The 17,460-nt window shown below is 54.7% G+C and carries 12 protein-coding genes; all 12 read left to right on the top strand.

What is annotated here, in order from left to right; genetic code table 11:
* Window positions 1–6 precede the first annotated feature (6 nt).
* The 12 genes from KDC22_RS28520 (at window position 7) to gatA (ending at window position 17,256) form a co-directional block, all read left to right on the top strand.
* Entirely contained in the window at window positions 7–1,425 is a 1,419-nt protein-coding gene (locus tag KDC22_RS28520; protein WP_211721143.1) for a family 43 glycosylhydrolase, read from the top strand.
* Between the two features lie 36 nt (window positions 1,426–1,461).
* Complete coding sequence (locus tag KDC22_RS28515) at window positions 1,462–4,704, top strand: DUF6259 domain-containing protein (protein ID WP_211721142.1); 3,243 nt, start codon at window positions 1,462–1,464, stop codon at window positions 4,702–4,704.
* 41 nt (window positions 4,705–4,745) lie between these two features.
* Complete coding sequence (locus KDC22_RS28510; RefSeq protein WP_042139989.1) at window positions 4,746–6,368, top strand: extracellular solute-binding protein; 1,623 nt, start codon at window positions 4,746–4,748, stop codon at window positions 6,366–6,368.
* A gap of 18 nt (window positions 6,369–6,386) precedes the next feature.
* Window positions 6,387–7,295: an ABC transporter permease gene (locus KDC22_RS28505; protein WP_246553069.1), complete on the top strand. Its 909-nt coding sequence runs from the start codon at window positions 6,387–6,389 to the stop codon at window positions 7,293–7,295.
* A 14-nt stretch (window positions 7,296–7,309) separates the two neighbouring features.
* Window positions 7,310–8,191: a carbohydrate ABC transporter permease gene (locus KDC22_RS28500; protein WP_042139988.1), complete on the top strand. Its 882-nt coding sequence runs from the start codon at window positions 7,310–7,312 to the stop codon at window positions 8,189–8,191.
* A 34-nt stretch (window positions 8,192–8,225) separates the two neighbouring features.
* A complete protein-coding gene (locus tag KDC22_RS28495) occupies window positions 8,226–10,295 on the top strand; it encodes a TIM-barrel domain-containing protein (RefSeq protein ID WP_211721141.1) in 2,070 nt (689 codons plus the stop codon).
* A gap of 9 nt (window positions 10,296–10,304) precedes the next feature.
* Window positions 10,305–11,822 (top strand): FGGY-family carbohydrate kinase, encoded by a 1,518-nt coding sequence (locus KDC22_RS28490; protein ID WP_211721140.1) that lies wholly within the window; start codon window positions 10,305–10,307, stop codon window positions 11,820–11,822.
* Between the two features lie 13 nt (window positions 11,823–11,835).
* Complete coding sequence (locus KDC22_RS28485; protein ID WP_211721139.1) at window positions 11,836–12,714, top strand: class II fructose-bisphosphate aldolase; 879 nt, start codon at window positions 11,836–11,838, stop codon at window positions 12,712–12,714.
* Between the two features lie 34 nt (window positions 12,715–12,748).
* A complete protein-coding gene (locus KDC22_RS28480) occupies window positions 12,749–13,798 on the top strand; it encodes an aldose 1-epimerase family protein (protein ID WP_211721138.1) in 1,050 nt (349 codons plus the stop codon).
* A gap of 19 nt (window positions 13,799–13,817) precedes the next feature.
* A complete protein-coding gene (gene araA, locus KDC22_RS28475) occupies window positions 13,818–15,311 on the top strand; it encodes an L-arabinose isomerase (RefSeq protein ID WP_211721137.1) in 1,494 nt (497 codons plus the stop codon).
* 174 nt (window positions 15,312–15,485) lie between these two features.
* Window positions 15,486–15,773 carry an Asp-tRNA(Asn)/Glu-tRNA(Gln) amidotransferase subunit GatC gene (gene gatC, locus KDC22_RS28470; protein WP_036726209.1) on the top strand — a complete coding sequence of 96 codons (288 nt, stop codon included), beginning with the start codon at window positions 15,486–15,488 and terminating at the stop codon, window positions 15,771–15,773.
* Between the two features lie 25 nt (window positions 15,774–15,798).
* Window positions 15,799–17,256, top strand: a complete 1,458-nt coding sequence (gene gatA, locus KDC22_RS28465) for an Asp-tRNA(Asn)/Glu-tRNA(Gln) amidotransferase subunit GatA (RefSeq protein ID WP_211721136.1) — start codon at window positions 15,799–15,801, stop codon at window positions 17,254–17,256.
* Window positions 17,257–17,460 lie beyond the last annotated feature (204 nt).

The raw sequence follows: 17,460 nt of genomic DNA, 5'->3' as shown, positions 1-17,460 counted from the left end.
AGCAGCATGAGCAAATTATTCTACAAGCCTGAAGACGGCTGGCTGGCCGACGTTATCCCGTTCTATGAAGACGGCGAGTTCAAGCTGCTGTATCTGAAAGATTGGCGCGACAGGGAAGGACACGGTGAAGGCACGCCCTGGTTTCTGCTGGGGACCCGGGATTTCATTCACTACAAGGAATACGGAGAGGTTCTGCCGAGGGGCGAGGTATCCGAGCAGGATCTGTATATCTATACGGGATGCGTGCTGAAGAAAGACGGACTGTATCATATTTTCTATACCGGCAACAATTTTCATTATCCGGCAGAGGGCAAGGCGCAGCAGGCAGTGATGCATGCGGTCAGCAGCGATTTTGTACATTGGGAAAAACGGCCGGAGGATGCCTTCTACGCACCAACGGACGCCTACGAGGAGCATGACTGGCGTGATCCGTTTGTGTTCTGGAACGAGGAGGCGGGGGAATATTGGATGCTCCTTGCCGCCCGGTTGAAGAAGGGCCCCGCCGGTCGCCGCGGCTGCGTTGCCCTATGCGCCTCCAAGGATTTGACCAGCTGGGAGGTACGCGATCCGTTCTGGGCTCCCTACTTGTATACGACTCACGAATGCCCGGACCTGTTCCGGATGGGGGACTGGTGGTACCTTCTGTACTCGACATTCTCGGACCGTACGGTCACGCATTACCGGATGAGCCGCTCGCTGCAGGGGCCTTGGCTGGCGCCCGAGAACGATGCACTTGATACCCGGGCATTTTATGCCGCCAAGACCTGGACTGACGGTGAGCGGCGTTATGCATTCGGATGGAATCCGACGCGGGAAGGCGAGCATGACGGGGGCACCTGGCAATGGGGCGGACATCTGGTTGTGCATGAAGTCGTACAGGGCACGGATGGTGCGCTGCTTGTAAAAGTGCCGGATACCCTGAATGCTGCGTTTAATCAGGAAAGCGCTTTATCCTTCACCGAAGTGCTCGGACGCTGGAAGTTCAGCGGCAGCACGGCCGCTGTTACGGCAACCGATTCCTTCGCCGGTGCCTATGCGGGGCCATTACCGGACGGCGCCTGCAAGCTGGAGGCGACGATAACGTTCGCTCCCGGTACCCGGGGCTGCGGCATTGTACTGCGGACCGATCAGGACTTCGGGCAGGGGTATATGATCCGGCTGGAGCCGGGCCGTAACCGGATTGTTGTTGACCAGTGGCCGAGGAAGGGAGATGTCCCCTACGCCGTCGGCATGGAGCGGCCGCTGCAATTGCTGCCCGGAACCGCCTGCTCGTTAAGCATATATCTGGAAGATCGGGTATGCGTAGTCTATGTGAACGAGGAGCTTGCGTTAAGCACACGGCTGTATGATTTCCAGCAGGGAGGGACGGGGCTATTCGTGAGTGAGGGTAGTGCGGAATTCATGTTCAGGCAGTTTGCAATGTAGGTCCATTCCATTCCGGATGAAGAGAGGGGATAGGTAATGATCAATGTTGTCAGAAGAACAGTGATGGTATGTGTGGTGTGTATCCTTTGGTGTGGCAGTCTGCCGGGTCTTAGTTTTGCAGATACAGCTAATGTGAAGGTGACGATTGATTCCGGCACGGCCGCCATCGACTTCACCTATGGAACGATAAATCTGGCCCGCGGCAACGAAGGCAAGCTGACCGGTATCCGCCATCTGGCGCAGAACAATCTGTGGAATGATACGGCAGCTTCCACCGTTTCAGCGAAGAGAGGGCATGTCACCTATGAACATACCTGGGGGTCGGGCACTTCGCTGGCTGAGCTGGAGACGACGGTGGCCCGTAAATATGACGGTTCCTTGACCGTCAGCCAGCATGCGCAGACAGAGCAGCCAGGCATATCAGGCGTGCAATGGGGATTCATTATCCCCGATACGTATGATCTGATTATTCCTGCACTGGGCGGGATCCGGCTTACTGCCGAATCACCGGACGCCGCCTATGGCTTCTCCCAGTTCACCTATCCCGATGTCTGGGAGGCGCAGATGTTTCTTGTGCAGGGGGCAGAGGGCGGATTGCTGGTTCATGCGGATGACAATGCCGATTTCTTCAAAACATTACATGTGAAGCATGAAAACGGCAGCTTCTATGTTGGAATAGAGACGCAATCGCCCGCTCCGTTTCAGCAAACGACCAAGTCGGTCTCCACGGATTGGCGGCTTAAAGCCTACGCCGGTGACTGGGCAAAAGGATCGGCGATGTACCGGGAGTGGGCAGATGGCGCCTTCGGGTTAGCTGAATCTTCCGCGAAGGCACCGGATTGGGCCAAGGATATCGGATTCACGGTACTGACCGATCTGGAAGACCAGCCGATGCTGGAGGAGCTTGCACAGCGGGTAGATGCGGAGCGGACGCTGCTGGTTGTTCCCGGCTGGAGAGCGGACCCCTATGATGTGAATTTTCCCAATTATGAGCCTAAGCCGGATATCGCAGCCAGGATCGACGCTGCCCAGGCGCTGGGATTCCGCGTGATGCTGTATGTCAATATATTCGGAACATCATTTAACAACGAGAATTATACACAGATGCAGCCCTATCAGGTGAAGGATCCGTTCACGCTGGAGCGGAAGCGCTGGGAGTATACAGCAGGATCGGAACAGATTTCATTTGCCGTTATTAATCCGGCGGCGGAGGCATGGCGGGAACTCTTCGTTAACAAGATGACTGCTCTGGTGAATGAGGTCGGACCGGACGCGCTGCACCTGGACCAGTCGCTGCTCATGTATAACGATGCCAACGGCCTGATTGACGGCAACAACATGATGCAAGGCAATATCGCCCTGCACCGCGAGCTTAGAGAAGCGCTGCCGGATATCGCCTTGGGCGGGGAGAGCCTGAACGAAATCACGACACGGTATGAGTCCTTTGCGCAGCGCCATGCCTATGGCATCTTCTCCGCGAGCGGAACATGGGATGACAGCAAAATCAATCAGGTGGTTCCGGCCAGCTCAGCGATTTTTGCCCCGTATACGACTATTTACGGTCATCCAGATCATGCGAACCCGATCACGGAGGATTATTTCATGGCCTGGCATAAGGTCGTTCAGAACCGGCTCGGGGCCATTCCCATGCTCACAAGACCTAATCTGGGCCAGATCGCCAATCCTACCCCGCTGATGGAACAATTGCTGGATGAAGCGGGCTGGTACCAGAGCGCACAGCCTACAGCCGATTTCAGCAATATGTCAGATCCCACTCTGTTTGCTTTCAGGACAGCAAACGGCGGCAGTGCCAAATATGTACGCGATTCCTATGGCGAGAAGCTGACCGCCTACGACGGGAACCCTTCCGGCGGGGGCACCGACATCATGCGTTATTTGTACGGGGCAGAGACCTATCCGTTGCCGGGAAGCATTCCGGGGTGGCTGCTCTATGACGAACAGAAGCTGTTCGGGCTGGACCCGGACAAAACGTATCTGTATTTGAACCAGGTCCGAGATCCCGAGGGATTCCATGTCTATGAGTGGCCGGAGGATGTGGCGCTAAAACGGCTGTCCAGCCGGTCCACCCACACCACCATCGTTATGGACGACAAGCTTCAGTCCGGGGATATAGATCTGCTGAATTACGAGGGACCGGTTAGAGCAGGAGAGGTTCTGGGAGACGGTACCGTCCATACAACCGCTGCCCCGTTCCCTACCACGGGCGGATTCTCCTACTCCTTCCCCGGAGGAGGAACTGTGCAGCACTGGGGCGACCGGATCCTGGCCCATCCGCCTTACGCAGGACAGTGGCAGGGCGGGCATACCTGGCTGGAATTTGATATCAGTCTGCCCGCAGCAGCGGCAGCGAGCTTTCAAGCCGGTGTGCAGCTGGGCTCCGAGCAGAATGTTGCGAGCAGTGACGGTGTCACCTTCAAGGTATCCGCTTGGGATAAGGCAGAAGCGCCTGGGGACCGTACGGTGCTGAGTGAAGAGCAGTTCAGCAGAAGCGCCTCACCCACAGCCATGGAGCTGGATTTGTCGGAATTAGCAGGCAAAGAAGTGACCCTCCGGCTGGAGACGCATCCCGGTGTGACGGTGGACAATGATTCTGCCGTATGGGTGGCGCCCACAGTAGCCGTCGCAACTTACGGCGGCAACCGCAGTGTAAACTTCAAGGTGAACAGCCCGCTGCCCTTAACTGTGGTGCAATCCAGCTACGGAGCAGCCTCGTCTGTAAGTCTAGGTAACAATCACTACGAAATTACAGCACCTGCCTCGGGTACGGTGTATCTGATTCACAACGTGTCTGCTCCTGTGCAGCTGCCGTTATCGTTACCCGGAGCTCCATATCATTCGAGCCTGGTGTTCGAGGACGGAAGCGAAGGGCAAGCCCAGTCTCCGTTCGGCGGATTCCCGGGAAGCGGCTCTGTACTCGGCGTTGAGAAGCAGGGGCTGGATGCCCACCCGCCGCAGCACGGGCAGACGCATATTGAATATGCCTTGAATTTGCCCGCTGACACGCAGGCTGTCCTGCAGGGATTCGCCGGCATTAAGGACGGATCGGAGGACTCCCAGGGCGCCGGCTTCCGCATAGCGGTGAACGGAACGGTAAAGTGGTCGCAGGATATCATGCCGGGTGGGGCCTGGACGCCGTTCAGTATCCCGCTGGCCGAATATGCCGGAACTTCGGTCATCATCACCCTGATCACTGATTCGTTGGGCGACTACGGATATGACAGGGCCTTCTGGGGCCAGCCGGCTCTGATTGTGCAATAAAGAGATCATGCAGAAACCGAATATGAGGGGGAAGCAAAATCATGAGAAAAATTGCCGCTTTATCTATTAGTACCGTTCTTTTGGCCCTGACAGCCTGCAGCTCACCATCCAATACCAATACCAAAGACACTGCCAGCTCCAGTGCCGATCCGAAGCAACCCATTGACCTGCGGGTAGGCCGTTATTCCCTGCCCACCTGGGGATATCCCGCAGGGGATGATTTTGCGAACAACATCTGGTACCGGCATTATGCTGACAAGTTCAATCTGAACGTCATACACGAATGGACAGCTCTGCAGAATGAATACAATGAGAAGCTGAACATCGTCATTGCCTCGGGATCAATTCCGGATATCGTCATCGAAGCCTCCACCAATCAGCTGGAGACCATGGTGAAGGCCGGTATGACAGCGGATCTCACCGATGTTTTCGAAGAGCATGCTTCTGATTTGACGAAGGAGATTCTCACCGGTGACGGCGGCCTTGCGATGGATTCGGCTACCTTTGACGGCAAGCTCATGGCTTTGCCTTACACGACCTCGGTCATCTATGAACCTAGTCTGCTGTGGGTGCGTCAGGACTGGCTGGATAAGCTGAACCTGCCTGTGCCGAAGACCATCGACGATGTGATAGCGGTGGCCAAGGCCTTCAAAGAAAAGGACCCGGACGGCAACGGCATCGACGACACCGGCGGGCTGGCATTCAGCAACTGGCTATTCGACGGGATTACCTCCACCACCGGATTCTTCAACGGCTACCATGCCTATCCGCAGAGCTGGCTCAAAGGAGATGACGGCAAGATCACCTACGGCAGCGTGCAGCCTGAAATGAAGAATGCCTTGGCTAAGCTCAGAGAAATGTATCAGGCCGGCCTGATTGATCCTGAGTTTGGCATGAAGGATACGACGAAGGTAACGGAGGAGGTCAGCGGCGGCAAATACGGCATCAGCTATGGACGCTGCTGGAACGTATACATGTACGGTACGGGCCTGGAGGGCCAGCCGGATATGGTCTGGACTCCACTGGCGGCTCCAAGCGCCGACGGCGAGGATGTATTTGCCAATGTAGGCACAACCGTGGTGAGTTACTATGCGGTGAACAAAGACTATAAGCATCCCGAAATTCTCGTCCAATTATTGAATGATTACAACGAGATGGCTTACGGTCCGAACCGGAATGATCCCGAGGTCAAGAAATTCTTTGCTTTCGAAAAAGGGCAGACCATTGTGGAACAGGGGCACTTGTCCCTGGCCCGGACCCTTACGACCGATGATGCTACCGTGAAATCTTTGGAATACCTGATCGAAGCCATCGAGAAGCGCGATCCCAGCAAGCTGGATCAGGCTCTGACCGAGACGGGGAAATACGAACCGAGCGTAGCTTATCTGGACGGCAAGGGGACCGGCTATATGGAATATCACCAGGTCAAAGCCTTCAAAGCGATTGTGGAGGGCTATGGCACGGATCATCTGATTCCCCAGGCTTATGGAGGCACCACGGAAACGATGCTGAACAAAATGGGCATCCTGGGCGATTATGAACGTGAAATTTTCACGAAGATCATCATGGGTGCGGAGCCTATTGACGCCTTCGATACCTTCGTATCCGAGTGGCACAAGCTGGGCGGCCAGCAGATTCTGGACGAGATCAACGCCAGCTTGTGATGAAAGGGGTAGCCTATTGTGAGAGCTTTGCACCTGAAGAGCCGCTTCAGACATGAATTACCGTACCATTTGTTTTTGATACCGGGAATTATACTGGCTGTTCTATTCTGCTATATCCCGATGATGGGGATTGTGATGGCCTTCCAGAACTTTAGCGTGTTCAAGGGCTGGCTTGCGGGTCCATGGGTCGGGATGGACAATTTCCAATATATTATTTCCATGCCCCGCTTCGGGCAAGTCATGTATAACACGATCTATATCTCGATTTTGAAAATTGTATTTTCATTGATTGTACCTATCGTTGTTGCGCTGCTGCTGAACGAAATGCACGGCCAGAAGCTGAAACGGGTGCTGCAAACTGCGATGTACCTGCCTTATTTCCTGTCCTGGGTGGTGCTCGGCGGCATCATTCTGGATGTCCTCAGTCTGGAGGGGGTGATTAACAGCCTCATCCAGGCCTTTGGCGGAGAGCCGGTGGGCTTCCTGTCCAGCAACCGTCTGTTCCCCGGTGTACTGGTCACTACTGAAGTGTGGAAGAACTTTGGCTTCAATACGATTATCTATATGGCTGCGCTAACCTCCATCAATCCGGATTTATATGAGGCAGCCATGATTGACGGAGCCAGCCGCTGGCGGCAGATCTGGCATGTTACGCTGCCCGGCATTCGTCCTACGATCATTCTTCTGGCTACTCTCAGTCTGGGCAATGTGCTGAATGCCGGGTTCGAACAGGTATTCATGCTGCTCAATCCGCTGGTGGTCGATTCCGGCGATATCCTGGATACGCTGGTCTACCGGCTGGCCTTTAATCAGGCGCAGTACAGCGTAGCAACAGCTGTAGGACTGTTTAAATCGCTGGTATCCGGAGTACTTATTTCAGTCTCCTATTATATGGCCTATAAGTTTGCCGATTACCGCATTTTTTGAAAGGGGGAGCAAGGGTGAAATACCGTTTGAACGGCAGCACCGTGTTCGCAGTATTCAACAAAGTGTTTCTCATTCTCTTGGGAATCCTCTGCATTGCGCCGATTGTCAATACGTTAGCCATTTCCTTCAGCTCCGCCTCGGCGGTGGCGATGGGGAAGGTGCGGTTTTTTCCGTCGGACTTTTCACTGGACGCTTATAAATTTATCGCTACCCGTCCGGAATTTCTAAGATCCTTGGGCGTGGCTGTGATCCGTGTGCTTGTGGGCAGCGCCCTGCAGATGCTGGTTACCTTCATTTCAGCTTATCCCCTTTCCAGGGAGAACAGGGATTTCAGCATGCGGACGTTTTATGTATGGTTTTTCATGTTCACCATCCTGTTCAGTGGAGGCATCGTCCCCCTGTACATGCAGGTGAAATCCCTCCACATGCTGGATACCATGATGGTACTGGTTCTGCCGACAGCCCTGGCGGTCTTCAACATCGTTCTGATGATCAATTTCTTCAGAGGACTGCCCCGGGAACTGGATGAGTCCTTCCGCATAGATGGAGCCGGACACTGGACCATCCTGTGGCGGTTATATTTCCCGCTGTCGTTGCCTGCTTTTGCGACCATCCTGCTGCTGGCTATGGTAGGGCATTGGAATAGCTGGTTTGACGGAATGATCTTCATGAACCAGACCGAGAACTATCCGCTCGCCACCTATTTACGCTCTATTATTGTCAGCTTCGATTTCAGCAATGTGAGGTCTGAGGACGCCGCACTCCTGGCCAGCATCTCACCGCGCACGACCAAGAGCGCGCAGATCATTCTGGCCACGTTGCCCATCTTGTGCGTCTACCCTTTTTTACAGCGTTATTTCGTGTCTGGTCTCGTCCTGGGAAGCGTGAAGGGATAGTTCCAAAAACTATTTACAGTAGGAGAAATGGATTATGCAGAAAATTGCCAGTGGAATCTTTAAGCTGACCTTCGGAACACCCGAAGAATTTACACCGGTATCGGTATTGAAGCCTGTCACATGTCTCGAAGCGCTGAATGCGCTTGAAGATCATCCGCTTCCCTTTCTAAGGGAGGACATTCATTTTCAACCGCGCCAGGGCTCCGTATTGCTGGAGATTCCCTTGGAGCCGGAAGAGGAAGTATACGGTTTGGGCTTACAGCTTAAATCGTTCAGACAGAGCGGCAGCAAGAAGAAGCTACGTACGAATTCCGACCCGTCGGCGGATCTGGGTGACTCCCATGCACCGGTTCCCTTTTATGTAAGTACTGCCGGTTATGCCATTCTGGTGGATACGGCCCGGTACGCGACCTTTTTCAGCGGAGGGTGCAAGAGAGTTGGCAGCAGGCAGGATCTGGAAGGCTTCGAATCGGCAGGCACCGAGAAGGGGCACTGGGAAGTGAAAAAGGGAAGCGGCAATATGCTGGTGGATATCCCTGCGGCGCAAGGAGTAGATATTTATGTGTTTTGCGGCGGGGATATGAAGGACGCGGTCAGCCGCTATAATCTGTTCAGCGGCGGCGGGGCGTTACCTCCGATGTGGGGATTGGGTGTGATGTACCGCGCCGACTGGCATGCGGATCAGGAAGATGTCCTGCAGTTAGCCCGGCAAATCAGGGAAGATGAGATGCCCTGCGACATGTTTGGTCTGGAGCCCGGCTGGCAGACGAACGCCTACTCCTGTACTTATGTGTGGGACAGCAACAGATTTCCGGATGAAACAAGGCTGATCCAGGATCTGAATGATATGGGGTACCGGCTAAATCTGTGGGAACATGCTTATGTGCATCCTGATAGTCCTGTCTTCCCGGAGCTGAAGCCTTATTCGGCCGACAGCTATGTATGGGACGGTCTGGTGCCGGATTTCACCCAAGCTGAGGCCCGGAAAGCCTTCACGGACATCCATCAGCCCTTCATTGAGGCGGGGTTGTCAGGCTTCAAGCTGGATGAATGCGATAACGGCGATTATATCGGCAACTGGGGTTTTCCCGATTTCGCCCGTTTTCCGGGAGGGGCGGACGGGGAGCAGATGCACAGCTTGTTCGGCCAGCTCTATCAGCAAACGATGCTCGCCCCGTTCAAGGCAGCGGATCGCCGGACCTATGGACAGGTGCGCGCTTCCCATGCGCTCGCGGCGCCCTATCCCTATGTACTGTACAGCGACCTCTACGACCATGAAGACTTCGTACGGGGGCTGGCCACAGCGTCCTTCTCAGGTCTGCTCTGGTCGCCGGAGGTCCGCCAGACAGCAACGAGGGAAGAGCTGCTGCGCCGGATTGGCGCTGTGATTTTCTCGCCTCTGGCGGTGCTTAACTGTTATATGATTCCTTCGCCGCCATGGAAGCAATTCGATCATGACAAGAACCATGCCGGTGAATGGCTGGAGGATTGGCCGCAACTGGCGCAGCAATGCAGAAATCTTCTGCAAATCCGAATGAGTCTGATTCCTTACCTGTATGCCGCATTTGGCAGATATCGCCAGCAGGGGGTACCGCCTATACGTCCCTTAGTGATGGATTACCCGGGTGACTCTGAGGTGCTGGATTGCTTCGACCAGTTCATGGTTGGAGAGGATCTTATGGCTGCTCCTGTTGTCTATGGTAACGGTGACACACGTAAGCTCTACCTGCCTCAAGGCCGCTGGTACGAACGATTGAGCGGAGAGTGGCTGAACGGCGGACAATGGATCACCCGCCAGGTTGCTGAGGATGAAGTTCCTCTGTATATCAAACAGGGCGCGCTAATTCCTTGGGCAGAGCCCGTTCTATGTGTCCGGGACGACACCGTTTTTAATATAGAGCCTGTTCTGTACGGTGCGGAAGCAGGGGGATGCTCGCTTTTATGCGATGATGCAGTCAGCTATTCCATGATTTCTGAGAGCCTGCCTTTTGCCACAATTAAGGTGACCCAAGAAGGCGGTCTGAGCATAGAGCAACAAGACATAATCTCTGAGCGCTATAGGTTAGCCGGTATGAAATACGTCCCGGATGGGGAGAGGGGCTGAATCGGGGACATGGCCGTCGATCTCATAGGCCTAGATATCGGGTCAACAGGAACGAAATGTCTGATCATGGCTCCAACGGGTGAGGTGCTGGCCCAGGCATACAGGGAATATCCCATGGAATCGCCGGAAAGCGGCTGTTATGAGCTGAGTCCGCAGCGGGTGTGGGAAGCGGTTCAAGCTGTGATCAGTTCCGCAATGATTAAGTATGACCGACCGCCTGCCATGCTTGCCGGACTGTCCGTTTCTTCCTTTGGGGAGGCTGCCGTTCTGCTCGACAGCGGGGGCGGCGTGCTTGGAAACAGCCTGCTGTATATTGACAAGCGGGGAAGTGAGCAACTGGAGGTTTTGGTGGAGCATATCGGAGAAGAGAACATCATTGGCAAGACGGGTCTTCATCCCCATCCGATGTACACCCTCTCCAAATTGATGTGGTACCGGGAAGAGCGGCCTGACATTTATGAGCGGCTTCATACCTTTCTGCCGTTTGGATCATTTATTCTCTACAAGCTGGGTGCAGGACCCGTGATCGACTATTCGCTGGCATCCAGAACGATGGCCTTTGACGTTCACCGGCTTGAGTGGGATGAGGAGATTATCCGGGCGTCAGGCTTAAGGAGCGGGATCTTTCCCCAGGCGCTGGAGCTTGGATCACGGCTCGGCCGGATTTCACCCGCAGCGGCTGAGGCGCTGGGGCTGCCTGCCCACCTACAGCTGGTGCTCGGCGGACATGACCAGGTATGCGCTGCTATTGGCGCGGGAGTCACGGAAGAAGGCTCGGCCGTAGATGGCATCGGCACCGTAGAGTGCATCACGCCGGTCTTCCATACCATGCAGGTCGATGACCAAGCACTTGCGCTCAGCAAGCTGGCGCTGGTTCCTTATATCCAGGGGAGTTATACCACCTATGCGTTTAATTTCACCGGCGGCTCCCTGCTGAAGTGGTATAGGGACCAGTTCGGTTATGAAGAGAAATGTGCGGCAGATGAGTCCGGCCGGAGTGTCTATGAGATTATGGGCGAGAGCGCCGGAGAAGGTCCTACAGACATTTTGGTACTGCCGCATTTTGCCGGCTCAGGCACACCTTACATGAATCCGGCTGCGGTTGGGGTCATCGCGGGCTTGAATTTCAACACCACGAAGGGTGAACTGTACAGAGCCTTGATGGAGGGCGTCACCTATGAGATGAGGCTCAATCTGGATTGTCTGGAGCAAGCGGGTATGCGTATCAGGGAACTAAAAGCCTGCGGCGGCGGTTCCAAGTCCGCCTTATGGCTGCAAATCAAGGCGGACATCATGAACAGGGCCGTCATCGCCCTTGATATCGAAGAGGCGGGTATTCTAGGAGCGGTTATTCTGGCCGGGGTGGCGCTGGGAGTGTTCCCTTCCTATGCAGAAGCTGCCCGCCGTTTGGTGAAGGTGGGCACTACCTTCTATCCCCGCCCGGAGAACCGCAGGCACTATGATGAGAATTACGCCAAATATAAACGGCTGTATCGAGCAGTGAATAACGTCATGTCGAACCCATAGGAGATGCTGAAGAATGCCATTAGTGACCCTGAAAGAGTTAATGAAGGATGCCGAAGCCAAGCGTTATGCCGTCGGCGCGTACAATGTGATTAATTTGGAGATGATCCGGGGAATCATTGCCGGGGCCGAGGAGGCGCGCTCACCGGTCATTCTGTCCTTTGCGGAAGTGCATATTCCGCTGGTTCCGCTGGAGGTGATCGCTCCCATTATACTGGCGGCTGCGAGGCAAGCGCGGATTCCCGTTGCAGTACACCTGGACCACGGCCAGGATCACGAAATTCTGATCCGGGCGATGCAACTCGGCTTCTCGTCGGTGATGTTCGACGGTGCGCATCTGCCGTTGGAGGAGAATATCCGCCAGACCAATGAGATCAGCAAAATCGCCAAGGCGCTCGGAGTTTCCGTAGAAGCCGAGCTTGGCAAGATTCTGCGTCCGGAGGGCGGCGGAGCGGAGGAAGAGATCGAAGAATATGATCCGGACGATGTATACACCAATCCCCAAGAGGCACAGACCTTTATTGCACATACCGATGTCGATGCGCTCGCCGTTGCTTACGGGACCGCGCACGGTGTCTATCTGACAGAACCGGTTCTGGATTTTGAGCGGTTGAAGCTCATCAAAGAGCTTACCGGCCTGCCGCTGGTGATGCATGGCGGGTCTGGACTGGATGAAGCTGCCTATATCACCTCCATACAGTGCGGCATCCGCAAGCTTAACTATTATTCCAATATGGCGCATGAAGTGGCCAATACCCTCCAGGCTAAATTGGCGGCCAACAGCGCGCAGCAGCACAAAAGCTATTATCATGACCTTTCCAGATGGGCTATGGAAGCAGTGCAGCAGGATATTGTTCGTACGATGAGAATTTTCGGGAGTGCCGGACAAGCCTGAGGCTTTCCTTCCCGGGTGCAGGAGGAATGGTGGTATGGCAAGACTTTATGGCAGAGAATGGACCCGTCGTGAGCTGGAAGCCAGAGTTGGGAGAATAGAGCAGCTTGCGGGAGTGCAGCCCTTTGTAATGAGAGAAGGGCCGGAGGCCGGTCAGGAAGTGTTCCGTGTGCGGACCGGCTCTGGCCTCTCCTATTGGGTGCATCCCGGCAAGGGAATGGATATCTCTTTGGCTGAATTTTGCGGCATTCCGGTTAGCTGGTCTGCCGCCAATGGCGATCCCCATGCCGCTTATTTCAGGGATGAGGGGAATCACTGGCTGCACACGGCTTCCGGCGGGTTGCTGATGACTTGCGGATTGTCACAGGCAGGTGCGGCCGGCCGGGACGAATACGGAGCATATGGATTGCATGGGCAGATCCATCATACGCCTGCACGCCAAGCTTCGTATCAGGCGGAATGGCAAGGCAATGAATATGAGATACGCCTGCGGGGAGTCATAGAGGAGACGTCCATTTTTGGACATAAGCTGCGTTTGACCCGCACCATTACAAGCAGGCTTGGAGAGAACAGTCTGCTGCTTAACGATTGCGTGGAGAATGCAGGCTTTACACCGGCCCCGCATCTGATGCTGTATCATTTCAACTTTGGGTTTCCGCTGCTTGCGGAGGATACCCGGATCGTATTGCCGGAGAGCAGCTGTGCTCCGCGTGATGATGATATGGAGATATCACGGATACATGAATGGCAGGCGCCGGATCCTCGTTTTAAGGAACAAGTGTACTACCATGAGCCATTGGAACGGCAAACGTACATCTGCGCTCAAATCAGCAGCCCTTCTTTTCCTGTACCCGGCTTATCCTCTTCATCGGGAGGCCTGACGGCAGAGCTGAAGTGGGATCAGCGGACGCTGCCCAGACTGGTGCAGTGGAGAATGCCCGGAGCAGGCGAACATGTGCTGGGACTCGAGCCGTCCAATTGCTGGACCCGGGGGAGAGCGGAAGAGCGCGGAGCGCATTCTTTGAAGCTGCTGGAGCCTGGAGAAGCCGTTCATTACGAAATTGAATTGAAATTCAAAACGAGTTGAACAAACGGAGGAATTTGATATGCTGCAGGCTAAGCCTTATGTATTCTGGTTTGTCACAGGGAGCCAAGGTTTGTACGGAGAGGATGTCCGTGAGCAGGTGGAGGAGAATTCCAGGAGAATGGTCGAGGAGCTAAACCGTGAAGGAGGCCTTCCGTATCCGATTGAGTTCCGCGAAACGGTCACGGCTCCGGAAGCGATTCTGCGAGTGTGCCTTGAAGCCAATTCCAGCGGGACCTGCGCGGGGGTGATCACATGGATGCACACCTTCTCTCCGGCCAAAATGTGGATCTCGGGGCTAACCCAGCTGCGCAAGCCGCTGCTCCATCTCCATACCCAATACAATGTCGAGATTCCCTGGGACAGTATCGACATGGAGTTTATGAACTTGAACCAGGCGGCGCACGGCGACCGTGAGTTCGGGTTCATCGGCGCCCGCCTGCGCATGGCCCGTAAGATTATTGCAGGCCACTGGAAGGATGAAGAGGTGCGGGCAAGAATCGGAGGGTGGATGAAGACGGCGGCGGGCTATACCGGGAGCCAGACGATGAGAATCGCCAGGTTCGGCGATAATATGCGTGATGTCGCGGTGACGGAAGGCGATAAGGTGGAGGCGCAAATCAAGCTGGGGTGGACGGTCAACGGTTATCCGGCCGGCGATCTGGCTGAACGGGTTCGGAGTGTCAGCGAAGCCAAGCTGTATGCGCTGATGGATGAATACGCCGAATTATACGACTTTACGGATCAGGGACGTACCGATGGCGCTGAACGGGAAGCCATTCGTGAACAGGCGCGGATGGAGATTGCGCTGAGCGAATTTTTGGAGGAGGGCGGATATACAGCGTTCGTGACCAGCTTCCAGGACCTGCATGGACTGAAGCAATTGCCGGGGCTGGCGGCTCAGCGGCTGATGGCGGCAGGCTACGGCTTTGGCGGTGAGGGAGACTGGAAGACGGCCGCGCTGGTACGGATGATGAAGATTATGGCCGGTAATCAAGGGACCTCTTTCATGGAGGATTATACGTATCATCTGCAAAAGGGCAATGAAATGGTGCTGGGTTCCCATATGCTGGAGATCTGCCCTTCCCTGGCTGCGGACAGACCAAGGATTGAAGTGCATCCCTTGTTTGTCGGCGGCAAGGAAGCTCCGGCGCGTCTAATATTTAACGGCGCAAGCGGCACGGGAATCAATGCTACCCTGGTGGATATGGGCGACCGGTTCCGCCTGATCGTCAATGAAGTGAATGCCGTACAGAATGAACATAGAATGCCTCATCTGCCGGTAGCGCGGCTCCTCTGGCAGCCGGAGCCGTCCTTGACCCGTGCATCGGAAGCGTGGATTCTGGCCGGGGGTGCACATCACTTCGCCTTTTCCTTCCATACAACAAGTGAACAGCTCCGGGATTGGGCGCGTATGGCAGGGGTCGAGTGCCTTGTCATCGACACCTCCAGCACCATGATTTCACTTGAGAATGAGCTGCGCTGGAATGACCTGTATTACCGGATGAATCATTAGCCGGATTAAGCTTAAGCACTCAAGACCCGCTTCCTGCCACAATCAGCAGGTGCGGGTCTTTTGCTGTATATATCTCCCTCCATCGACAAGCGCATTGAATTGTAAGGCCGTCTACCCTATAATTAAAAACGTTATCCGGGCGCTTTAGCCCTTTAAACAGGAGGGATATTCATTATGAGCATCACCGTCAAAGATGTGCAGCATGTGGCCAAGCTGGCCCGACTGCAATTAAGCCCGGAAGAAGAGGCTACCTTCACCGAACAAATGAATGCTATTTTACAATATGCCGAGAAATTGAATGAGCTGGATACCGAGAATGTAGAGCCGACCACCCATGTGCTGCAAGTCAGCAATGTGATGCGTGACGATGTGGTGAAGGAGAGCCTGACCCAAGAGGAAGCGCTGCTTAACGCACCGGAACATGAAGACGGACACTTCAAGGTTCCCGCTGTTCTGGAATAACCATACCCTGAGAGGAGGAAGCAAGTTGAGCCTGTTTCAATATCGACTACCTGAAGTACATAACATGCTGCACAGTAAAGAGGTCTCGGTCCGTGAACTGACTGAAGAATCCCTGTCCGTCATTGCGGAACGTGACAGCAGGGTTCATGCTTTTTTGACACTGAATGAAGAGGGTGCCCGCGATCAGGCACGTGCGCTTGATGACAAGCTGGCGTCCGGAGCTGCGCGTGGTCTGTTATTCGGATTGCCTGCCGGCATCAAGGATAATATTGTGACCAAAGGTCTGCGCACTACCTGTGCCAGCCAGTTCCTTAATAACTTCCAGCCGATTTATGATGCGACCGTAGTCTCCAAGCTGCGCCAGGCCGATGCCGTAACCATGGGTAAGCTGAACATGGACGAGTTCGCCATGGGCGGGTCCAATGAGAATTCCAGCTTCGGGGCGGTGCGTAATCCGTGGGATCTGGAACGTGTTCCCGGCGGGTCGAGCGGTGGTTCGGCAGCGGCGGTTGCGGCCGGAGAAGTGTTCTTCACCCTCGGCTCCGACACCGGCGGTTCGATCCGCCAGCCGGCTTCCTACTGCGGAGTGGTCGGTCTTAAACCTACCTATGGCCTGGTCTCCCGTTACGGTCTGGTAGCTTTTGCCTCCTCCCTGGATCAGATCGGTCCGATTACCCGCAGCGTTGAGGATTCAGCGTATGTACTGCAGGCGATTGCAGGTTATGATGCCCAGGATTCCACCTCGGCCAAGGTCAGCATACCTGATTATCTGAGTTCGCTCACCGGTGATATTTCCGGTCTGCGTATAGCTGTGCCGAAGGAATACATCGGCGAAGGCGTAGACGCATCGGTCCGTGAATCCGTGCTGTCAGCGCTTAAAGTGCTGGAGAGTCTCGGCGCCGTGTGGGAAGAGGTTTCGCTTCCGCATACAGAATATGCCGTAGCCGCTTATTATCTCCTGTCGTCTTCCGAGGCTTCATCCAACCTTGCCCGTTTTGACGGTGTCCGTTACGGGACGCGTGTGGATGACGGAGGAGGTTTGCTGGATCTGTACCATAACTCCCGCAGTCAAGGCTTCGGTCCTGAAGTCAAACGCCGGATTATGCTCGGCACCTATGCGCTCAGCTCCGGATATTATGATGCTTATTATTTGAAGGCGCAGAAGGTACGCACCTTGATTAAGCAGGATTTTGATGAAGTGTTCAAGAAATATGATGTCGTGATCGGCCCGACTGCGCCTACGACAGCCTTTAAGCTGGGCTCACAGACCGAAGATCCGCTGACCATGTATCTGAATGATATTCTGACCATTCCTGTCAGTCTGGCTGGTATTCCTGCCATCAGCATCCCTTGCGGCTTCGCTGAAGGCCTGCCTGTCGGCCTGCAGATTATCGGCAAGGAGTTTGACGAGAGTACGGTACTGCGCGTTGCGCATGCCTTTGAACAGCATACAGAGCATCACAAGGCCCGTCCGCAAATGTAGCTTTTATATTAAGATGCACTTAAGATTTGAACTTGAAGCTACATCGTCACTGCGGTGAACATTTGGACTTCCGGCCGCTGTTGTCCCCAGATTTCTTGATTTTGAACCGCTGTTCGCGGGTGAAATCCGGTGACAAAGGCGGTCGCTACCGCTCCTACAGTTCCAAATTTCCCCTCCGTTTCTTTTGCTTTTTGTTTATTTCTT

The sequence above is a fragment of the Paenibacillus tritici genome (assembly GCF_018207515.1).
GTDB classification, from domain to species: domain Bacteria; phylum Bacillota; class Bacilli; order Paenibacillales; family Paenibacillaceae; genus Paenibacillus_AQ; species Paenibacillus_AQ tritici.
The sequence above is the reverse complement of the archived record's forward strand: the minus strand, read 5'-3'. Positions and strand labels throughout refer to the sequence as shown.